Genomic DNA, 17,504 nt, shown 5'->3' on the forward strand with positions numbered 1-17,504 from the left:
AACAGCCCACCGACACAAATGTTCCCTTCGATTGCCCAGCCGGTAGCCAGAGGCCAGTAACCATGCTGTCTGCAATGTCAACCATTCACATTGGCGCCGAGGCAAGGGAGAATAGGTATACAAAAGCCCTACCCAAGGAGCCCTTGATGTCCGTTCCAACCACGATGTTCCGCCTCAGCGGCCGCGACTATCCGCCGGCCAAGCTGGGCCAAGCCAGCCTGATTGTCATCGATGCGCAAAAGGAGTACCTCAGCGGTCCCCTGGCGCTGTCGGGCATGGACGAGGCCGTGGCCAACATCGCCCGGTTGCTCGACGCCGCGCGCAAGGCCGGCCGTCCGATCATCCATGTTCGCCACCTGGGCACCGTCGGTGGCCTGTTCGACCCGCAGGGCAGCCGCGGCGAGTTCATCCCGGGGCTGGAGCCTCGCGAGGGTGAGATCATCATCGAAAAGCGCATGCCCAACGCCTTCAAGAACACCAAGCTGCACGAGACGCTGCAGGAGCTGGGTCATCTGGACCTGATCGTCTGCGGCTTCATGAGCCATTCGAGCGTGAGCACCACCGTGCGCCGCGCCAAGGACTATGGTTATCGTTGCACCCTGGTCGCGGATGCCTCCACCACCCGCGACCTCGCGTTCAAGGACACGGTGATCCCGGCCGCGCAGATCCATCAGTGTGAAATGGCCGTGATGGCCGACAACTTCGCCTGCGTCGCCCCGACCGCCAGCCTGATCTGAGCCACGACCGCCCGGCAGACGGGCGGAACCCCAGGGCCGACCCCAGGTCGAATTCCGGATACCTACAGAGGAAATCGGAATGAAGCTCAAAGGCAGTTTCGACGCCAAACGCCTGCGCCAGCGCGAACCGCGCAATTGGGGTGCGCGCCTGGCCGCCGGCCTGTCCGCCCTGGTGGCCACCCTGGGCGTGCTGCTGGCCATGGCCGGCATCGCGGGCCTTCTGGGCAACTACAGCGCCCTGGCCGAACTCAATGCCAACCGCCCACTGTCAGTGATCCTGACGGGGGTTGGCTTGCTGCTGCTCTACCTGGGCGTGCGCTTCTGGCGGCGCAGCCGGATCCGCCTGCGTCGCGGGCACGGGCTGAACCTGTCGCCGCACTTGATGAAAAAGCACGACTGAGCCTTGCGCGAAGACTCCCCTTTACAGCGCCTGGGGCCGCTACGCGCCCCTTCGCGGCGCCACGCCTACACAACCAGGCCTGGCTGGTACTGACGTCAAAAGGCTGATCACGTAAACTACGCCCCCTACGTGGAGGCACCATGCAAGACGACGATTTTTCCCTCTTCAGCGCCCAGATGCACGGCGTGAAGCCGATCAAGCACGACCGCGCCGATGTCGGCAAACCCAAGGCCGACCGCAAGAAACTGGCCGGCCTGCGCATGGCAGCGACCGTGCACAGCGACCAGCCCCTGGTGGTCGATGGCATGTCCGACCAGTTCGTCATCGACGTCGGTGCCGAGGACGAGCTGATGTGGCGCCGTGATGGCGTGCAGGAAAGCCAGATCCGCAAACTCAAGCTCGGCCAGATCGCCTTCGAGGGCAGCCTCGATTTGCACGGCATGACCGTGGAAAAAGCCCGCGAGACCCTCTGGGACTTCATCGCCGAGGCCACCAAGCTCGAAGTGCGCTGCGTGCGCGTCACCCACGGCAAGGCGGCGCGCCTGGACGGCAAGCGGCCAATGATCAAGAGCCACGTCAACACCTGGCTGCGCCAGCACCCGCAAGTGCTCGGTTTCACCTCCTGCCAGGCCCGCCATGGCGGCACCGGCGCGGTCTATGTGATGCTCAAGCGCACCATGCTCGAAGGCCGCGACGAGTGACGCCAGGCTTGCAGGCTCGCCTTCGCCGCCGTACCCTTCGTCTTTGCGATTAATCCCCCACAGGTAGATCCATGTCCCTGGAACAGAACTACACCGCGATCCTCAGCCAGCTCGGCGAGGACGTCTCCCGCGAGGGGCTGCGCGACACGCCCAAGCGGGCCGCGAAGGCCATGAAGTACCTTTGCCGCGGTTATGAACAAACCCTGGAAGAAGTCACCAACGACGCGTTGTTCACCTCCGACAACAGCGAGATGGTGCTGGTCCGGGACATCGAGCTCTACTCGATGTGCGAACACCACATGCTGCCCTTCATCGGCAAGGCCCACGTGGCCTACCTGCCCAAGGGAAAGGTCCTGGGCCTGTCGAAGGTCGCGCGCATCGTCGACATGTTCGCCCGCCGCCTGCAGATCCAGGAAAACCTCAGCCGCCAGATCGCCGAGGCCGTGGAGCAGGTGACCGGTGCCGCCGGCGTGGCCGTGGTCATCGAGGCCAAGCACATGTGCATGATGATGCGCGGCGTCGAGAAGCAGAACTCCACCATGATCACTTCGGTGATGCTCGGCGAGTTCCGTTCCAATGCCGCCACCCGCAGCGAGTTCCTCAGCCTGATCAAGTGATCGGCGTGTGACTGCGAGCCGACCCTTCGAGGTCGGCTTTTTCTTTTGTTCAGGAGTTGTCCATGATCGTCAAAGCCCTGCGGGTCGGCCTCGGCCAGCTTATCGTGTTCGGTGACTGGATCAGCCGCCCGGCCAAGCGCAAGCGTGATGCCGCAGCCCAGGCGCAGGTCACCAAAGACGCCCAGAATCTGGCCCTGTACCAGTTCCACGCCTGCCCGTTCTGCGTCAAGACCCGCCGCACCTTGCACCGCCTCAACGTGCCGGTGGCCCTGCGCGACGCCAAGAACGACCCGACCCACCGCCAGGCCCTGCTCGAGGGCGGCGGCCGCGTGAAGGTGCCGTGTCTGCGTATCGAGGAAGGTGGCGAGGTGACCTGGATGTACGAGTCCAAGGACATCATTGCCTACCTGGACAAACGCTTCGCGGCAGTCTGAAACACAGGCTGTGGAGGCCTTTTCGCGGGTAAACCCGCTCCCACAGGTACGAAGAACCCTGTAAGAGCGGGTGTACCGGCGAAAGGGCCGGAACCGCTAGCAAAAAGCCTGGATCAGTCCACCATCGGCACATGCCGCGGATGGCTCGCCACCCGCGCCAACCACGCCCGCACGCCCGGATAATCCGTCAAGTCGAACCCGCCCTGGTGCGCGACATGGGTGTAGGCATACAACGCCACGTCGGCGATCGAATACTGGTCGCCAACCAGATAAGGCGTCATCTGCAGTTGCCTCTCCATGACCTTGAGCGCCTTGTAGCCGCCTTTGTGCAACTTGCGGTATTCCTCCACGCGCTCGTCAGGTAGCCCCAGGTAGAACTGGATGAACCGCGCCACGGCAATGTAGGGCTCGTGGCTGTACTGCTCGAAGAACTGCCATTGCAGCACCTGGGTACGCAGGCGTGGCTCGGTGGGCAAAAAATCACTGCCATCGGCCAGGAAGTTCAGGATGGCGTTGGACTCCCACAGGCAGGTGCCATCCTCGAGCTGCAACACCGGGACCTTGCCGTTGGGGTTCATTGCCAGAAACTCGGGCGTCTCGGTTTCGCCCTTCAAGATATCCACCGGATGCCACGTGTAGGGGCGATCCAGCAGGTGCAGCATCAACTTGATCTTGTAGCAGTTGCCCGACTGGTAATCCCCGTAAACCTTGTACATCACTCCTCCCCTCCCGCGCAGTTACGCAATCGTGCCCAATAGTTGGCGACTGTACGGCTAAATGCAATGGCCGCTGTATCGCAAGGATTGCGCCCGGTCACGGTAGTCTGAAAAAACTGCTTACACCTTTACAAGGACTTTTCAATGACCGATGCCACCTCCGCGCGCCTGCGCCCTCTGGCAGACAGTTCCCCGTCGGCGATTGTCGCCGGCTTCATCGCCATGCTCACGGGGTACACCAGCTCATTGGTGCTGATGTTCCAGGCAGGCCAGGCCGCTGGGCTGACCAGTGCGCAGATTTCCTCATGGATCTGGGCCCTGTCGATCGGCATGGCGGTGTGCAGCATCGGCCTGTCGCTTCGTTATCGCACGCCAATCACCATCGCCTGGTCGACCCCCGGCGCTGCATTGCTGATCACAAGCCTCGGCGGGGTCAGCTATGGCGAGGCCATCGGCGCCTATATCACCTGCGCGGTGCTGGTGCTGATTTGCGGGTTGACCGGCAGCTTCGAGCGTCTGGTGCGTCGCATCCCGGCATCCCTGGCCTCGGCGTTGCTGGCGGGCATCTTGTTCAAGATCGGCAGCGAGATTTTCGTCGCGGCCCAACACCGCACCGTGCTGGTGCTGGGCATGTTCTTCAGCTACCTGCTGGTCAAGCGCCTGTCGCCGCGCTACTGCGTGCTGGCCGCGTTGCTGGTGGGCACTGCGTTGTCCGGCGCCCTGGGTCTGCTGGACTTCAGCGGCTTCAACCTGGAGGTGGCCAAGCCGGTGTGGACCACGCCGAGCTTCTCGCTGGCGGCGACCATCAGCATCGGCATCCCGCTGTTCGTGGTGGCGATGACCTCGCAGAACATGCCGGGCATCGCCGTACTACGGGCCGATGGCTACCAGGTGCCGGCCTCGCCGCTGATCTCGGCCACCGGCTTTGCCTCGCTGCTGCTGGCGCCGTTCGGCTCCCATGGCGTGAACCTGGCGGCGATCAGCGCAGCGATCTGCACCGGCCCCCACGCCCATGAGGACCCGAGCAAGCGCTACACCGCGGCGGTATGGTGCGGGATTTTCTACGGCATCGCCGGGGTGTTCGGTGCCACACTGGCAGCCCTGTTTGCGGCGCTGCCCAAAGAGCTGGTGCTGTCGATTGCGGCGTTGGCGTTGTTTGGCTCGATCATGAACGGCCTGAGCGTGGCCATGGGCGAGCCCCGCGAGCGTGAGGCGGCGCTGATCACCTTCATGGTGACGGCCTCGGGTTTCACCTTGTTCTCGATCGGCTCGGCGTTCTGGGGGATTGTGGCGGGGGTGTTGACCTTGCTGATCCTGAGCCCGCGTAAAGGCTGACGATGCCTTGTTGTCAGTGCCGGCCTGTTCGCGGGTTTACCCGCGAAGGGCCGACACACTCGATCACAATCTGAAGTGGCCGACCATGCCCTTGAGGTCAGTGCCCAACTGCGCCAATTCGACGCTCGAGCGGGCGTTGTCCTGCATGGCCAGGGCGGCCTGATCGGCGCTGCCGCGGATCTGCGTGACGCTACGGGTGATTTCCTCGGCCACCGAGCTTTGCTGCTCCGCCGCCGCGGCGACCTGCTGGATCAACGACACCGCAGCCGCAATGCTGCCCAGCGCACTTTCGGTGTGCAGCGCATCGGCCACCGCCAGACGCACTAGCTCGGTACTGCCGCGAATCTGCGATACCGACTGCTGGGCGTTGCCGCGCAGGCTGGCGACCAGGCGCTCGATCTCTTCGGTGGATTGCCGGGTGCGCCGCGCCAGGGCCCGGACCTCGTCCGCCACCACGGCAAAGCCACGCCCCTGCTCACCGGCCCGAGCGGCTTCGATCGCTGCGTTGAGCGCCAGCAGGTTGGTCTGCTCGGCGACGCTCTTGATCACTTCCAGCACGTCGCCAATGGTGTGGATTTCGGCGCTCAAACTGTCGATGCCGGCGCTGGCGGTCTCCGCCGCGGCAGCCAACTGTTCGATGCGCTGCATACTCTGGCGCACCACCTGCTGGCCTGACTCGACCTTGTCGTCGGCGCTCTGCGCCGCCTGGGCGGCCTCCTCGGCGTTGCGCGCCACGTCGTGCACGGTGGCCGTCATCTGCTGCATTGCGGTGGCCACTTGCTCGGTTTCTTCCTTCTGGCTGCCCACCTCACGGTTGGTCTGCTCGGTGACCGCCGACAGCGCCTGGGCGTTGCCGGCCAATTGTTCGATGCCCTGTTGCAGGCCACTGACGATACCGGAGAGCCCGGCGGCCATCTGCTGCATGGCCAAGGTCAGCTGGCCGACCTCGTCACGCCGCGTGGTTTCGGTCTCGACAGCCAGGTCGCCCGCGGCGATACGCTGGGCCCGGGCGATCACACGCTTGAGCGGGCCGACCACGGCACGGGTGATCAACCAGGCGGCGAGCACGCCCACCAGCAAGGCCAGCGCGGTGGCCAAGGCGATGGCGACCGTGCTGCGGGCAAGTTCGCCCTGCATGGCTTGCTCCTGGCTCGCATAGGCCTGGTTGACCCGGCTGGTGACCTGCTCGGCCCGGGCCTGCAACTGAGCCTTGATGCCTTGCTCCTTGGCCAGCAGGTCGGTGTATTCGTTGAGCTTGTCGGAGAAGCTGGCGATATGCCCGGCCACCTCGCCCAAGACGCTCTGGTAACCGGTGTCGCTCACCGAGGCCTTGAGCTGGTCGACCAGGCTCGCTGCCTCGACGGTCTGGGCGATGCGCCCCTCGTTGACCGCCTCCTCACCCTTGCGCCCCTGCTCCAGGCGCACCCGCGCCTCGTCCATGGCCTGCAGCATCAGGCGCGACACCTGAGCCACCTGGCCGGCCTGCTCGAGGAATTCGCTGCCCTGCTGGCCTTGGGACTGTTTGAGGGTGTAGGTGCCATCGTCGGCAAGGCCAGACTGCAGCACATCGAGGTTGTTGGCGACACTGGAGACCGACCAACTGGCCATGTCCAGGGCCAGCTCCTTGGCCTGCACGGCTTCGACGAAGACATCGAAGGCCTGTCCGTAGGCGGCCAGGTCGCTTTCGGTGGCGGCCAGGGCCGGGAGGTTGCGGGCGCGCTCGGTCAGGCTTTGCAGGTCCTTGCGCAGGGTTTCGGCTTCCTTGATGTCCGAGCGCAGGGCAAAACCCTGCTCATGCTGGCGCAGCTTGAGCAAGTCGGTATTGAACTGGCTCATCTGGCGCAGGCCATCGAAGCGCTGGCCCAGGCCCTGCAGGGCGAAGACGCCAATGGCCGCCACCGCCAGGGTCAGCAACAACACCAGGGCAAAGCCCAGCCCGAGTTTGCGGGCCATGCCCAGGTTGGCCAGAACACCGTGCTTGGTTGCCCGCATCGCCCATTCCCCCCAGTCCATCGCTGTTTTTTGGGGCCGCTGCGCGGCCCATCGCGGGGCAAGCCCGCTCCTACAGTGGTGGTCCCTGTAGGAGCGGGCTTGCCCCGCGATGGCTGCACAGCAGCCCTTTTTCAGCCAAGAGTGGCAACAGCAGCGCCCCACCCACAAGGCCCACCGGTCACAATGGTGTCAAATAGCTATGAGCGTGTCGCTTTCAGCGTGCTGAAGGTCGCCCTGCGTGCCGAAAAAAGGCCTGTGCCCGCTGGTCCTGCCCGTAGGCGACATTGATACGCAACCAATCGCTCGGCGCGCCCTGATGGTCGAACGCACTGCCCGGCGTCAGCAGCACCGCGTTGTCCAAGGCAATGCGCTCCAGGCTGGCAACGTCGCGCCCAGGCGAGCGCACCCAGACAAACATGCCGCCATATGGCTCGCAGAACACCTCCCAGCCATAGGCCTCGAGTTGCCCCAGCAGCTTGGCCATGTGCTGCCCCAGGCGCACACGCAGGCGTTGCACGCTCTTGCGGTAGCTGCCGTTGGCGAGCATCTGCCCCACTACCTGCTCGGCAAAGCGCGACGTGCCGATGCCAGTGACCATCTTGAGCTCGGCCAAGCGAGCGATCAGCGCGGCATCGGCTACCAGGTAGCCGACCCGCAGCGAACTGCTCAAGGTCTTGGAAAAACTGGCCATGTAGATCACCCGCTGCTCGCTGTCGAGGGTCGCCAGGCGCGTGGCCGGACCGTCCTGAAAATCTGCGTAGATATCGTCCTCGACGATGCGCAGGTCATGCTCGCAGGCCAATTCCAGCAGGCGATAGGCCACCTTTGGCGTCAGACTGGTGCCGGTGGGGTTGTGATACAGGCTGTTGATGAACAGGCAGCGCGGGCGGTGCTCGGCCAGCAGGCGTTCCAGGGTGTCCAGGTCCGGCCCGCTGGCGGTACGCGGTACCGCCAGCATACGTACCTGGTGCTGGCGCAACAGGTTGAACAGGTTGTAGTAGCCAGGGCTTTCCACCAGCACCGCATCGCCTGGGCGCAACAGCGTACGCACCAGCAAGTCGAGGGCATGGCTGGCGCCCTGGGTGGTGAGGATGCGCTCGGGGCCGGCGGCGATGTCGATGCGCGCCAGGCGCTTGTGCAATTGCTGACGCAGGCTGGCCAGGCCCAGGGGCGGGCAATAGTCGAACAGATCCTCCACATTGCCACGGCTGACCAGGCGCACGGCCTGGGCCACTTCGGTGTTGGCCCGCCAGGCGCAAGGCAGCCAGCCGCAGCCGAGCTTGAGCAACTCGTCGTGGCCTTCGCGAAACTGCCGCCAACTGCCATCCACCGCTTCACCCCACGCCAGTTCCTCTTCCTGGGGCAGGCCCGGCTTACGCTCGGCGACGAAGAAGCCCGTGCCGTGACGCGCCTCCAGCCAGCCGCTGGCCACCAGGCGGTCGTAGGCTTCGATCACGCAGGCGGGGCTGACGGCCAGGTTGCGGGCCTGGGTGCGGATCGAAGGCAGCCGCGCGCCGGGGCGCAGGCGTTGCTGTTCGATCCAGGCTTGCAACTGTTCGGTCAGTTGCTTCACCAGCGGGGTGGCGCAGTCACGATCCAAAAGGATAGGCATGGGAAGTGTTCGCTGATTTTTACCGAACAGTTAATCACAAATGCGCCGGGAGTGTGCCTTGTTGGCGCGAGGGTTGGAGATCACTGTTGGCCCTACCGGCCCAATCGCGGGGCAAGCCCGCTCCTACAAGGATCACCGCGAGGCCTGTGGAAGCGGGTTCACCCGCGAAGCGCCGCTACAGACAACCCAAGGATGCCCAGATGACCACCCGCTCAGCCCCGGCCCGCCTGGCCTTCGCCCTGTGCCTGATCACCCTCGCGGTGAACCTGCAGGCGCCCCTGTACATCGCCTACGCCGACCTCTCCGGCCAAGGCGCGGCCGCCACTGCGGTGGCGTTCTCCGGTTACGTACTGGGCGTATTGCCCGTGCTGCTGGCCTTGGGCGGCCTGGCGGACCGGGTCGGGCGACGGCCGCTGATCCTCACGGCTCTGGCCCTGTCGATGATCGCCACGGTGCTGATGCTGTTCGCCCCCAGCCTGCAGACCTTGGGCCTGGCGCGTCTGTTCCTGGGTCTGGGCACGGGCCTGGCCTCGGCGACCGCCACCGCCTACATGGACGAACTGATGGCCGGCAACGACAGCGGCCGCGCCGCCAACTGGGTGACCGCCAGCACGTCCCTGGGCTTTGGCCTGGGCGCCGCGCTGACAAGCCTCTTCTTGGTGCGCGGCCCCACCCTGACGCCGGGCAGCTTCCACCTGCAACTGCTGCTCGCCGCCGTCGCGCTGGTGTTGGTCTGGCGCCTGCCCGATCCGCGTCCTGCGCAGCGCGGCGCCATGCTGCGCCTGCCCTTCTACCCCAGGGGCAGCCTGGCCTATGGCCTGGCCATCTTGCTTGCCTGGGCTTGCGTAGGCCTGGTGATTGCCCTGTTGCCGGGCGTCTTGCGTCAACACGGGCTGAGCGCCTGGTCCGGCTTCTCGACCTTCTGCGTGATCAGCTGTGGTTTGTTGTTCCAGCCGATGGCCCGTCGCATGGCCAGCGCGCGGGCGACCTTGCTGGGCCTGGCGATCCTACCCTGCAGCTACGCCCTGCTGGCCTGGGGCGCCGACAGCGGACAGCTAGCTGCCGTGCTGCTGGGCGCGGTCGCTGCCAGCAGCGCGTGCTACGGGTTCATTTATTTGGGTGGGCTGGCGGCGGTGAACCAGTTGGCAGGGCCTGAGAAGACCCGGGCCAGCGCGGGTTTCTTTCTGCTGGCGTACCTGGGGTTCAGCTTGCCGGTGATCTTCACGGGGCTGCTCAGTGACCGCCTTGGCTCGCGAACAGCGTTGGTGGTGTTTGGCGCCGCGTTACTCGCAGGGTGTGGAGTGGTTGCCTTGACACTAAGGTTGTCTGCACGGGCCCATTCGCGGGTAAACCCACTCCCACAAGGCTTGCGGTGATTCTTGGGCTGCCACCTAGAGTTGGATGGGTGTCCAACTTTCTTGGGGGTAGTCCACTCCCCTGTGTGCGGGCTTACCCGCGAAAAGGCCGACGCAGTTTCAATTGGCCTCAAATAGCCGTGGCCCCGCCATCGACAGCCAGACTATGGCCGGTGGTAAAGGCCGCACCATCGCTGCACAGGTAAAGCACCGCGCTGGCGATCTCCTCGACTTTGCCCACGCGCCCCACCGGGTGCATCGCGGCCGCGAACTCCGCCTTGCGCGGGTCGGACTCATAGGCCCGGCGGAACATGTCGGTATCGATCACCGCCGGACACACTGCATTCACCCGAATGCCCTTCTTGGCGTACTCGATGGCCGCCGACTTGGTCAGGCCAATCACTGCATGCTTGGAGGCGCTGTAGATACTCATCTTCGGCGCCGCCCCCAACCCCGCGACCGACGCGGTATTGACGATCGCCCCACCGCCCACGGCGAGCATCAGCGAGAGTTGGTACTTCATGCACAGCCACACACCCTTGACGTTCACGCCCATGATGGCGTCGAACTGCGCCTCGCTGCCCTCTGCCAGACGGCCCTGCTCGATCTCGATGCCGGCGTTGTTGAAGGCGTAGTCCAGGCGGCCGTAGGCTTCGATGATGCGCTCGTGCAAATGGCGCACCTCGGCATCCTTGGTCACATCGCAGGCCACGAACAGCCCCTCACCACCGGCCTGGCGAATCAGCGCGACCGTCGCCTCGCCGCCCTCCACATCCCGATCAGCCACCACCACCTTCAAACCCTCGACAGCGAACGCCTGTGCCGTCGCCCGGCCAATCCCCGCCCCACCACCGGTGACCAGGGCTACCTGGCCGGAAAAGGTCATGCTCATTGCTCACTCCTTAGGGTCTTCAGGATTGGGCACGGCTCTGTGTAGGAGCGGTCTTGTGCCGCGAAAGGGCTGCGCAGCAGCCCGCGAATCCCGGGGCCACTCAAGATCGCGCCTACAGAAATGCCGTGCACCATCGCCAGCAGTCTAGCCAGCCCACCGCCTGGCTGGGCAGCATCATCACACCAACGGTTGGTCTACCATGCCTATCAGTGATTTTGCGGACCAACGTCCATCAGCAGGTTAAATTGCCCGTTCTGCCCATTTGCCACCCAGGACCCGCCATGACCCAGACCAACCGCCGCTTCCTGCTCACCCAACGCCCGGTCGGTGCCGTGCGCCGCGACAACTTCACCTACGAGCAGGTCCCCGTCACCGAGCCCGCCGAAGGCCAGGTGCTGGTGAAAAACCTCTACCTCTCCCTGGACCCCGCCATCCGCGGCTGGATGAATGAAGGCAAGTCCTACATCGCCCCCGTTGCCCTCGGCCAGGTGATGCGCGCCCTGGGCGTCGGCGAAGTGATCGCCTCAAAGCACCCAGACTTCAAGCCCGGCGACCACGTCAACGGCCCCCTCGACGTACAGGACTACTTCACCGGCGAACCCCAGGGCCTGTACAAGATCGACCCACGCCTGGCCCCCCTGCCCCGCTACCTCTCGGCCCTGGGCATGACCGGCATGACCGCCTACTTCGCCCTGCTCGACGTCGGCCAACCGAAAGCCGGCGAAACCGTCGTCCTCTCCGGCGCCGCCGGTGCCGTCGGTAGCATCGCCGGGCAGATCGCCAAGCTCAAAGGCTGCCGCGTCGTCGGCATCGCCGGTGGCCAGGAGAAATGCCAATACCTCAAGGACGAGCTCGGCTTTGACGGCGTCATCGACTACAAAGCCGAAGACGTCCCGGCCGGCCTCAAACGCGAATGTCCGAAAGGCGTGGACGTGTACTTCGACAACGTCGGCGGCGACATCCTCGACGCCGTGCTCAGCCGCCTGAACTTCAAGGCCCGCGTAGTCATCTGCGGCGCCATCAGCCAGTACAACAACAAGGACGCCGTCAAAGGCCCGGTCAACTATCTGTCGCTGCTCGTCAACCGCGCGCGGATGGAAGGGTTCGTGGTGATGGATTACGCCAAGGAATACGGCAAGGCCGCGCAGGAGATCGCCGGGTGGCTGGCCAGTGGCGAGGTGAAGAGCAAGGAGGATGTGGTGGAGGGGTTGGAGACGTTTCCGGAGGAGTTACTCAAACTGTTTAGTGGAGAAAATTTTGGGAAACTCATTATAAAAGTCTGACAGATCACCGGCCATTATTCGTCGCAACCTTGTCCTAAAAGGCGGGCCGCAAAGCGGCCCGTCGGCCATCGCCGATGATACCGCAACGACCGATACCCCTTGAGGTTGTCAGCATGGACATCCGCTGGCGCCCCTAAAATTTCTTTACTTGCGTACCGATGTTAAGATGTCATCACACCGCTTTAGCCAGCCTGAGCGTGACATCTCACAAACTTGCCATCAGGTTTCAAGATTTAGGGATTTTCTATGGGTTCTGAACGTCACGATGCTGCTGATTCACCTCTGGTGACAGTCATCATCGCGTCCTACAACCATGCACGCTACATTGAAGCGAGCATTGAGAGTGTCATTAACCAAACCTATTCCAATATCGAACTTCTTGTCGTCGATGATGGCTCGAAAGATGAGAGCCCTGCACGCCTGAAGCGCCTTCAGGAGCAGTATGGTTTCGACTTGAAGTTCCAGGCCAACAAGGGCCTCGCCCGCACTCTCAATGAAGCGATCGCACGCGCACGCGGTGGGCTCATCGTTCCGTTCGGCTCCGATGACATCATGCTTCCCCATCGTATCGCCCGCCAAGTGGCGTACATGAGGGACAAGCCTGAAGTCGGTATCTGCTCGGCCAATATCGAAACCATCGACCAAGATGGCAAGGTCATGGGGGCACGTGAGCAGCGTAATCGGAATCTGCCTTTCCGTCGCCTCGATTTTGACGACCTGTTCCTAGATCGCAAACCAGGCCCGATGGCTGCCACGCTGATGCTACGACGCGAAGCCTTCGAAAAGGTGGGTGGATTCAATCCTGATATTCGATTGGAAGATGTCTACATCGAATTGGCGATCAGCCACGCCGGCTACTTTATCGATGTGCTTGGCGAGGTATTGGCACAATACCGTGACCACCCTACCAATACGTTCAAGAACGGTCGATTCATGGTGGATAACGTACTGAGAACGTACGAGGTTTACCGTGATCATCCACAATATGAACAAGTGTGCATGAACTACCGCAATTCGATGGTGCTCAAGTATGCAAACCGTGATAAACCGCTTGCCCGGGAAATCCTGGCGGAAATCCCGGTCAAGTATTGGAACAAGAAAACCTTGCGTGGCATTTGGAGGCTGATGACCTCTCAAGTAGTCCGCTTACGCGTCCAGTGAATCAAGGACTGGGCATAAACCAGGGCCATCGGTATCCAGATCAAGTACCAATGTTCTTTCGGGCGTGACATGAAGGCGTTGCCTTCAGTCAAGCCCGAGGCAAAGCCGAAGATCAGCCAGGTTGCGGCAAGGGTGACCATAGGGTGCTTGCGGTGAACCCAACTGAAGTACACCGCCAGACTATAAAGAGTCATCCAGAGCGCCAAGCCTACGATGCCGCCGGCGTAGAGCACCCCTAGCTCGATGTTGTGCGGGTCGGCAAGTTTCTTATCCAGTCCTTGGATAATCACTGTCATGGGTGTGTCGAAACCATGCCCCAGCCATGGGTGCTCACCGATTTGGCGTAGCGACTCCATCCAGATCGCCGGGCGGTAGGACACACCACGCTGGGTGATCGTATCAGGACTGATCAGCACAATACCGACCAATCCCACCACTACCACTCCGACCGCAATCATGCCGCGCTGCCTGTTGCCAACGATCAGAAGCCATCCCAAGGCTGCTGCCAGCCCAATCAGCGGGGTGCGCGAACCGGTCGCAAGTATGGCCGCCCCCAACACCAGCAAGCATAGAATTGGCAGAGGGTTCAACGCACTACGTGCCTGGAACCAAGATGCCAGCCAGAATGCGGCAAATGCACCGAAGACATGCGCAGTGAGCAGTGGGTTATAAAGCGCCCCATAACCGCTGAGTCGCCATACGCTCGTTGTTTCAAAGAACTCAAAATAAAAAAGTGACAGAGCGGCAGCAATTGCAGCAATGATAGCGGCAAACCACGTGCATTGCTTGAGCCGATCAGGGTTGTGCACAGCAATAATACCCGCCGAGAAAAACAGCATGGCGATGTATAGCGGTCGCTTTATCAAGCCACCTATAGAGGACTCTGCATCCGCCCAAGCAATACTCAAAAGGGTATAGCCACTGAAAAGCAGGAAGGAAATGAACAATGGGTTGTTGCCAATACGCGCGAACAGTCGCGGCTGCAACAGCACCGCCAGAAGCGTAGGCAGCGCCAGGCAAATATAAAACAGCTTATGGTAAAGCGACCGATCCCAAACCCAGAAAATCCCCGTCAGAGTAAGTAACCAACCTACCGGTAACACGTAGGTATTGATCAGGCTCCCCAATCGCTGGGGCTTGGTCTCCAGCGGCATATCGATTGACATCAAGCGTTTCCAAATCCAGTGGTTATTATATTGGTATCGAGTGCTCATTCACTGATTGCGCCCCAAGACTCCCACGAGCCCCTCCGCCCCAAGCAGTTTCAAGCACATGGCTCAGCTCCGCCGACACTTTCGCTTCAATTCAAATTCTGCACATCCATGCCTGGGAAGCCAATAAAACATGGTTTCCGCCTGCAGTATCAGCCGCGAATTTCAGCGACTATCGCAGCCAACGCCTGCGCTGGGTCTGCAGACTGACTGATCGGACGCCCGACTACCAGGTAATCCGAGCCCGCATCCAGTGCCTGACGCGGCGTCAGAATCCGGCGCTGGTCGTCCTGGGTGCTACCGGCCGGCCGAATCCCCGGCGTCACCAATTGCAACGACGGGTGCGCGGCCTTCAATGCCGATGCCTCCAACGCCGAACATACCAGCCCGTCCATTCCGGCCTTTTCGGCCAGGGCCGCCAAGCGCAGCACCTGCTCTTGCGGATCGACGTCCAGGCCGATACCCACCAGGTCCTCACGCTCCATACTGGTCAAGACCGTCACACCAATCAGCAACGGCTGCGGCCCGCTACGCTTGGCCAGTTCCTCGCGGCACGCCGACATCATGCGCAGGCCACCAGAACAATGCACGTTGACCATCCACACCCCCATCTCGGCTGCGGCTTTCACCGCCATCGCCGTGGTGTTGGGAATATCATGGAACTTGAGGTCGAGGAACACTTCGAAACCCTTTTCACACAGCGTCTCGACGATTCCCGAAGCGCTGCTGGTGAACAGCTCCTTGCCGACCTTCACACGGCACAGCTCCGGATCGAGCTGGTCGGCCAGCCTCAAGGCGGCATCACGGGTGGGGAAATCCAGGGCGACGATTAGGGGCGTTTGGCAGGCGGACATGGGCAGGGGCTCTTGGCAAGTCGAAAACGGCGCGCATTGTAAACGATGTGACCCAAGCTTTGGGGATCACGAACATGAGAATTGGCCCCTCACCCGCTCACTCCTATAATTGAACCAAAGGATGCGGCGGCCGCTCGCAACTAAGCGAGCGTTTGCCGCCCCTAGCTTACAAGGAGAACGTCATGCCTTGGTATGCATGGTTGATATTAGTCATAGCCCTTGGCTCTATCATTGGTGGGTTGTTGCTACTACGTGACACGGCGAAGAAATTGCCGTTGACCGACGAACAACTGAAGAAAATCCACGAACGCAATGCCGAGGCTGATGCCAAAGATGCGCAAGATCGCTGATTTTTGATGACCAAGCCAAGCGGATCGGCCATCCTCCTAGCGGGTTACTCCGCTCCACGAACTTGTCACGATTGCACTTCAACAACGCGTTGCCAATGCTTTTGATCTCCAGCAACTCATCCCCCGAGGTGAATGGGCTATTGGCCTCGCGATAGACGACGATTGCCTCGGTTTTTGTTCTGCCGATATCGTTGAGTTCTTTTGGCAGGGTTGCTGCATCTGCGCTGTTCAGGTCGACTGCGGGCTTGTGGGATTGCGTCCGGTTTTCCATTACATGAGTAGTGACATGCTCCGTGACCTGCGCAGATGTAGAGTTTTCACCCGGACGCGCTTCTTGGCATGTTCGATGACACCGACTTGGTCAGGCCGATGAGCGCATGCCTGGAGGCGCTGTAGATGCTCATCTTCGGCGCCGCCCCCAGCCCCGCCACCGAAGCGGTATTGACGATCGCCCCACCGCCCGCGGTGGGCATCAGCGCAAGCTGGTACTTTATGCACAGCCACACGCCCACAACAAAGACGCAGTCGAAGGTCCGGCCAACTACCTGTCACCGCTGGTCAACCACGCACGGGCGGAAGGGTTTGTGGTGATGGATTACGTCAAGGAGTATGGCAAGGCCGCGCAGGAGATGATCGGATGGCTGACCAGTGGCGAGGTGAAGGGCAAGAAAGAAGTGGTGGAGGGGTTTGAGAGGTTTCCGGAAGCATTGCTGAAGCTGTTCAACGGGGAGAAGGTATTGAAGGTTTGATCCAGGGTAGGCAGTGCCTGCAAAAGGGCCGACACTGTCACCCCAGATCTTGTAAGATTCCGCATCGCCACTGAAACCAGTGACTGGGATTTGCAGAGATAGAACATGATCAAAATCACCCCGAACATCGAGTGCTCCAACACCGCTCCATTTGTCCTTTTCGGTGGCATCAACGTTCTCGAGTCGCAGGACCTGGCCCTGACCGCCTGCGCCGAGTACGTTCGCGCCACCGAGAAGCTGGGCATCCCCTACGTATTCAAGGCCAGCTTCGATAAGGCAAACCGCTCCTCGATCCACTCCTATCGAGGCCCGGGCATGGAAGAAGGCCTGCGTATCCTCGAGAAAGTAAAGGCCGAGTTCGGCGTGCCGATCATCACCGACGTGCACGAAATCCATCAGTGCGTACCGGTGGCCGAAGTGGTCGATGTACTGCAGCTGCCTGCCTTCCTCGCCCGCCAGACCGACCTTGTGGTGGCCCTAGCTAAGACTGACAAGCCGGTGAACATCAAAAAGCCGCAGTTCCTCAGCCCGTCACAAATGCAGAACATCGTGCAGAAGTTCAAGGAAGCGGGTAATGACCAGCTGATCCTGTGCGACCGTGGTACCTGCATGGGCTACGACAACCTGGTGGTCGATATGCTCGGCTTCGGCGTGATGAAACGCACCTGCGACAACCTGCCCATCATCTTCGACGTGACTCACGCTCTGCAAAACCGTGACCCGTCGGGCGCAGCCTCGGGCGGGCGCCGCGAGCAGGTGGTCGACCTGGCGCGTGCCGGCATGGGCGTTGGGCTAGCCGGGCTGTTCCTGGAGGCGCACCCGAATCCGGATCAAGCCAAATGCGATGGGCCTAGCGCCCTTCCCCTTGACAGGCTAGAGCCGTTCCTGGCGCAGATCAAAGCGCTGGATGACTTGGTCAAATCGTTCCCACCATTGATCACCGCCTAGAGCGATAAAAAGGGCCGTCCTGCGCATGCACGGCGGTCCTTTTTTCAGGTTCTTCACGGATTGCCGGGAAAGTCATTCTTGATCTTCATGAAGAAGAATTCGCTGTCCCGGTAGCCGTAAGCCATCCGTTTGATGACCTTGATCCGATTGTTAATCC

At 62.0% G+C, this 17,504-nt stretch carries 18 protein-coding genes and 3 pseudogenes; 11 read left to right on the forward strand and 10 right to left on the reverse strand.

Annotated elements, in window-relative coordinates:
• The first annotated feature begins 146 nt into the window (after window positions 1–146).
• The 5 genes from ACNFCH_RS15390 (at window position 147) to ACNFCH_RS15410 (ending at window position 2,889) form a co-directional block, all read left to right on the forward strand.
• Complete coding sequence (locus tag ACNFCH_RS15390; RefSeq protein WP_043209762.1) at window positions 147–737, forward strand: cysteine hydrolase family protein; 591 nt, start codon at window positions 147–149, stop codon at window positions 735–737.
• Window positions 738–816: 79 nt separating this feature from the next.
• Window positions 817–1,137 carry a hypothetical protein gene (locus ACNFCH_RS15395; protein WP_196163921.1) on the forward strand — a complete coding sequence of 107 codons (321 nt, stop codon included), beginning with the start codon at window positions 817–819 and terminating at the stop codon, window positions 1,135–1,137.
• A 140-nt stretch (window positions 1,138–1,277) separates the two neighbouring features.
• Window positions 1,278–1,838, forward strand: coding sequence for a Smr/MutS family protein (locus ACNFCH_RS15400; RefSeq protein ID WP_196163922.1), 561 nt, complete (start codon window positions 1,278–1,280; stop codon window positions 1,836–1,838).
• A gap of 71 nt (window positions 1,839–1,909) precedes the next feature.
• Entirely contained in the window at window positions 1,910–2,455 is a 546-nt protein-coding gene (folE, locus tag ACNFCH_RS15405; RefSeq protein ID WP_099593013.1) for a GTP cyclohydrolase I FolE, read from the forward strand.
• Between the two features lie 62 nt (window positions 2,456–2,517).
• Window positions 2,518–2,889: a glutaredoxin family protein gene (locus tag ACNFCH_RS15410; protein ID WP_416743064.1), complete on the forward strand. Its 372-nt coding sequence runs from the start codon at window positions 2,518–2,520 to the stop codon at window positions 2,887–2,889.
• Between the two features lie 113 nt (window positions 2,890–3,002).
• Here the strand turns inward: ACNFCH_RS15410 and ACNFCH_RS15415 are convergent, their stop codons facing one another.
• Window positions 3,003–3,605, reverse strand: coding sequence for a glutathione S-transferase family protein (locus tag ACNFCH_RS15415; protein ID WP_099593009.1), 603 nt, complete (start codon window positions 3,603–3,605; stop codon window positions 3,003–3,005).
• Window positions 3,606–3,749: 144 nt separating this feature from the next.
• Between ACNFCH_RS15415 and ACNFCH_RS15420 the strand changes: the two genes are divergently transcribed.
• Complete coding sequence (locus ACNFCH_RS15420) at window positions 3,750–4,940, forward strand: benzoate/H(+) symporter BenE family transporter (RefSeq protein WP_337157556.1); 1,191 nt, start codon at window positions 3,750–3,752, stop codon at window positions 4,938–4,940.
• A 63-nt stretch (window positions 4,941–5,003) separates the two neighbouring features.
• Here the strand turns inward: ACNFCH_RS15420 and ACNFCH_RS15425 are convergent, their stop codons facing one another.
• From ACNFCH_RS15425 to ACNFCH_RS15435, 3 genes and pseudogenes are all read right to left on the reverse strand, one after another.
• Window positions 5,004–5,864, reverse strand: coding sequence for a methyl-accepting chemotaxis protein (locus tag ACNFCH_RS15425; RefSeq protein ID WP_416743076.1), 861 nt, complete (start codon window positions 5,862–5,864; stop codon window positions 5,004–5,006).
• Between the two features lie 36 nt (window positions 5,865–5,900).
• Window positions 5,901–6,953 (reverse strand): annotated as a pseudogene (locus ACNFCH_RS15430) (methyl-accepting chemotaxis protein); the annotation flags it as partial.
• Window positions 6,954–7,146: 193 nt separating this feature from the next.
• The gene (locus tag ACNFCH_RS15435; RefSeq protein ID WP_416743065.1) at window positions 7,147–8,544 is read right to left on the reverse strand and encodes a PLP-dependent aminotransferase family protein; all 1,398 of its coding nucleotides are present in this window, start codon (window positions 8,542–8,544) and stop codon (window positions 7,147–7,149) included.
• Window positions 8,545–8,744: 200 nt separating this feature from the next.
• Here ACNFCH_RS15435 and ACNFCH_RS15440 point away from each other — a divergent pair, with 200 nt between their 5' ends.
• A complete protein-coding gene (locus ACNFCH_RS15440) occupies window positions 8,745–9,920 on the forward strand; it encodes an MFS transporter (protein WP_416743066.1) in 1,176 nt (391 codons plus the stop codon).
• A 109-nt stretch (window positions 9,921–10,029) separates the two neighbouring features.
• On the opposite strand, the gene ACNFCH_RS15445 is transcribed toward ACNFCH_RS15440, so the two are convergent.
• Complete coding sequence (locus ACNFCH_RS15445) at window positions 10,030–10,791, reverse strand: SDR family oxidoreductase (protein ID WP_416743067.1); 762 nt, start codon at window positions 10,789–10,791, stop codon at window positions 10,030–10,032.
• A 281-nt stretch (window positions 10,792–11,072) separates the two neighbouring features.
• Here ACNFCH_RS15445 and ACNFCH_RS15450 point away from each other — a divergent pair, with 281 nt between their 5' ends.
• Window positions 11,073–12,074, forward strand: a complete 1,002-nt coding sequence (locus ACNFCH_RS15450; protein WP_416743068.1) for an NADP-dependent oxidoreductase — start codon at window positions 11,073–11,075, stop codon at window positions 12,072–12,074.
• Between the two features lie 246 nt (window positions 12,075–12,320).
• Window positions 12,321–13,235: a glycosyltransferase family 2 protein gene (locus ACNFCH_RS15455; RefSeq protein ID WP_416743069.1), complete on the forward strand. Its 915-nt coding sequence runs from the start codon at window positions 12,321–12,323 to the stop codon at window positions 13,233–13,235.
• Here the strand turns inward: ACNFCH_RS15455 and ACNFCH_RS15460 are convergent.
• Together ACNFCH_RS15460 and pyrF are read right to left on the reverse strand one after the other, a co-directional pair.
• Window positions 13,208–14,401, reverse strand: coding sequence for an O-antigen ligase family protein (locus ACNFCH_RS15460; protein WP_416743070.1), 1,194 nt, complete (start codon window positions 14,399–14,401; stop codon window positions 13,208–13,210). The two genes, ACNFCH_RS15455 and ACNFCH_RS15460, sit on opposite strands and share 28 nt — an antisense overlap.
• Before the next feature lie 197 nt (window positions 14,402–14,598).
• Window positions 14,599–15,300 (reverse strand): orotidine-5'-phosphate decarboxylase, encoded by a 702-nt coding sequence (pyrF, locus tag ACNFCH_RS15465; RefSeq protein WP_416743071.1) that lies wholly within the window; start codon window positions 15,298–15,300, stop codon window positions 14,599–14,601.
• A gap of 182 nt (window positions 15,301–15,482) precedes the next feature.
• On the opposite strand from pyrF, the gene ACNFCH_RS15470 reads away from it, so the two are divergent.
• On the forward strand, window positions 15,483–15,650 hold the full coding sequence (locus ACNFCH_RS15470; protein WP_416743072.1) for a DUF2897 family protein: 168 nt from the start codon (window positions 15,483–15,485) through the stop codon (window positions 15,648–15,650).
• 61 nt (window positions 15,651–15,711) lie between these two features.
• Here the strand turns inward: ACNFCH_RS15470 and ACNFCH_RS15475 are convergent.
• Window positions 15,712–15,894, reverse strand: a pseudogene (locus ACNFCH_RS15475) (ComEA family DNA-binding protein); the annotation flags it as partial.
• A 65-nt stretch (window positions 15,895–15,959) separates the two neighbouring features.
• Window positions 15,960–16,171: pseudogene (locus ACNFCH_RS15480) on the reverse strand (SDR family NAD(P)-dependent oxidoreductase); the annotation flags it as partial.
• 333 nt (window positions 16,172–16,504) lie between these two features.
• On the opposite strand from ACNFCH_RS15480, the gene kdsA reads away from it, so the two are divergent.
• Window positions 16,505–17,347, forward strand: a complete 843-nt coding sequence (kdsA, locus tag ACNFCH_RS15485) for a 3-deoxy-8-phosphooctulonate synthase (protein WP_416743073.1) — start codon at window positions 16,505–16,507, stop codon at window positions 17,345–17,347.
• Window positions 17,348–17,400: 53 nt separating this feature from the next.
• Here kdsA and ACNFCH_RS15490 read toward each other — a convergent pair.
• Window positions 17,401–17,504: transposase (locus ACNFCH_RS15490; protein WP_416742387.1), on the reverse strand; the 104-nt coding region annotated here is incomplete at its 5' end.

Origin of the sequence: Pseudomonas sp. NY15354 (assembly GCF_048068075.1) — a bacterium.
Taxonomy (GTDB): domain Bacteria; phylum Pseudomonadota; class Gammaproteobacteria; order Pseudomonadales; family Pseudomonadaceae; genus Aquipseudomonas; species Aquipseudomonas guariconensis_C.

What these genes read in the sequence shown, in the direction of transcription:
- ACNFCH_RS15390 (WP_043209762.1), top strand. Translation starts at nt 147, where the DNA reads ATGTCCGTTCCAACCACGATGTTCCGCCTCAGCGGCCGCGACTATCCG.
- ACNFCH_RS15395 (WP_196163921.1), top strand. Translation starts at nt 817, where the DNA reads ATGAAGCTCAAAGGCAGTTTCGACGCCAAACGCCTGCGCCAGCGCGAA.
- ACNFCH_RS15400 (WP_196163922.1), top strand. Translation starts at nt 1,278, where the DNA reads ATGCAAGACGACGATTTTTCCCTCTTCAGCGCCCAGATGCACGGCGTG.
- folE (WP_099593013.1), top strand. Translation starts at nt 1,910, where the DNA reads ATGTCCCTGGAACAGAACTACACCGCGATCCTCAGCCAGCTCGGCGAG.
- ACNFCH_RS15410 (WP_416743064.1), top strand. Translation starts at nt 2,518, where the DNA reads ATGATCGTCAAAGCCCTGCGGGTCGGCCTCGGCCAGCTTATCGTGTTC.
- ACNFCH_RS15415 (WP_099593009.1), bottom strand. Translation starts at nt 3,605, where the DNA reads ATGTACAAGGTTTACGGGGATTACCAGTCGGGCAACTGCTACAAGATC.
- ACNFCH_RS15420 (WP_337157556.1), top strand. Translation starts at nt 3,750, where the DNA reads ATGACCGATGCCACCTCCGCGCGCCTGCGCCCTCTGGCAGACAGTTCC.
- ACNFCH_RS15425 (WP_416743076.1), bottom strand. Translation starts at nt 5,864, where the DNA reads ATGCAGCAGATGGCCGCCGGGCTCTCCGGTATCGTCAGTGGCCTGCAA.
- ACNFCH_RS15435 (WP_416743065.1), bottom strand. Translation starts at nt 8,544, where the DNA reads ATGCCTATCCTTTTGGATCGTGACTGCGCCACCCCGCTGGTGAAGCAA.
- ACNFCH_RS15440 (WP_416743066.1), top strand. Translation starts at nt 8,745, where the DNA reads ATGACCACCCGCTCAGCCCCGGCCCGCCTGGCCTTCGCCCTGTGCCTG.
- ACNFCH_RS15445 (WP_416743067.1), bottom strand. Translation starts at nt 10,791, where the DNA reads ATGAGCATGACCTTTTCCGGCCAGGTAGCCCTGGTCACCGGTGGTGGG.
- ACNFCH_RS15450 (WP_416743068.1), top strand. Translation starts at nt 11,073, where the DNA reads ATGACCCAGACCAACCGCCGCTTCCTGCTCACCCAACGCCCGGTCGGT.
- ACNFCH_RS15455 (WP_416743069.1), top strand. Translation starts at nt 12,321, where the DNA reads ATGGGTTCTGAACGTCACGATGCTGCTGATTCACCTCTGGTGACAGTC.
- ACNFCH_RS15460 (WP_416743070.1), bottom strand. Translation starts at nt 14,401, where the DNA reads ATGTCAATCGATATGCCGCTGGAGACCAAGCCCCAGCGATTGGGGAGC.
- pyrF (WP_416743071.1), bottom strand. Translation starts at nt 15,300, where the DNA reads ATGTCCGCCTGCCAAACGCCCCTAATCGTCGCCCTGGATTTCCCCACC.
- ACNFCH_RS15470 (WP_416743072.1), top strand. Translation starts at nt 15,483, where the DNA reads ATGCCTTGGTATGCATGGTTGATATTAGTCATAGCCCTTGGCTCTATC.
- kdsA (WP_416743073.1), top strand. Translation starts at nt 16,505, where the DNA reads ATGATCAAAATCACCCCGAACATCGAGTGCTCCAACACCGCTCCATTT.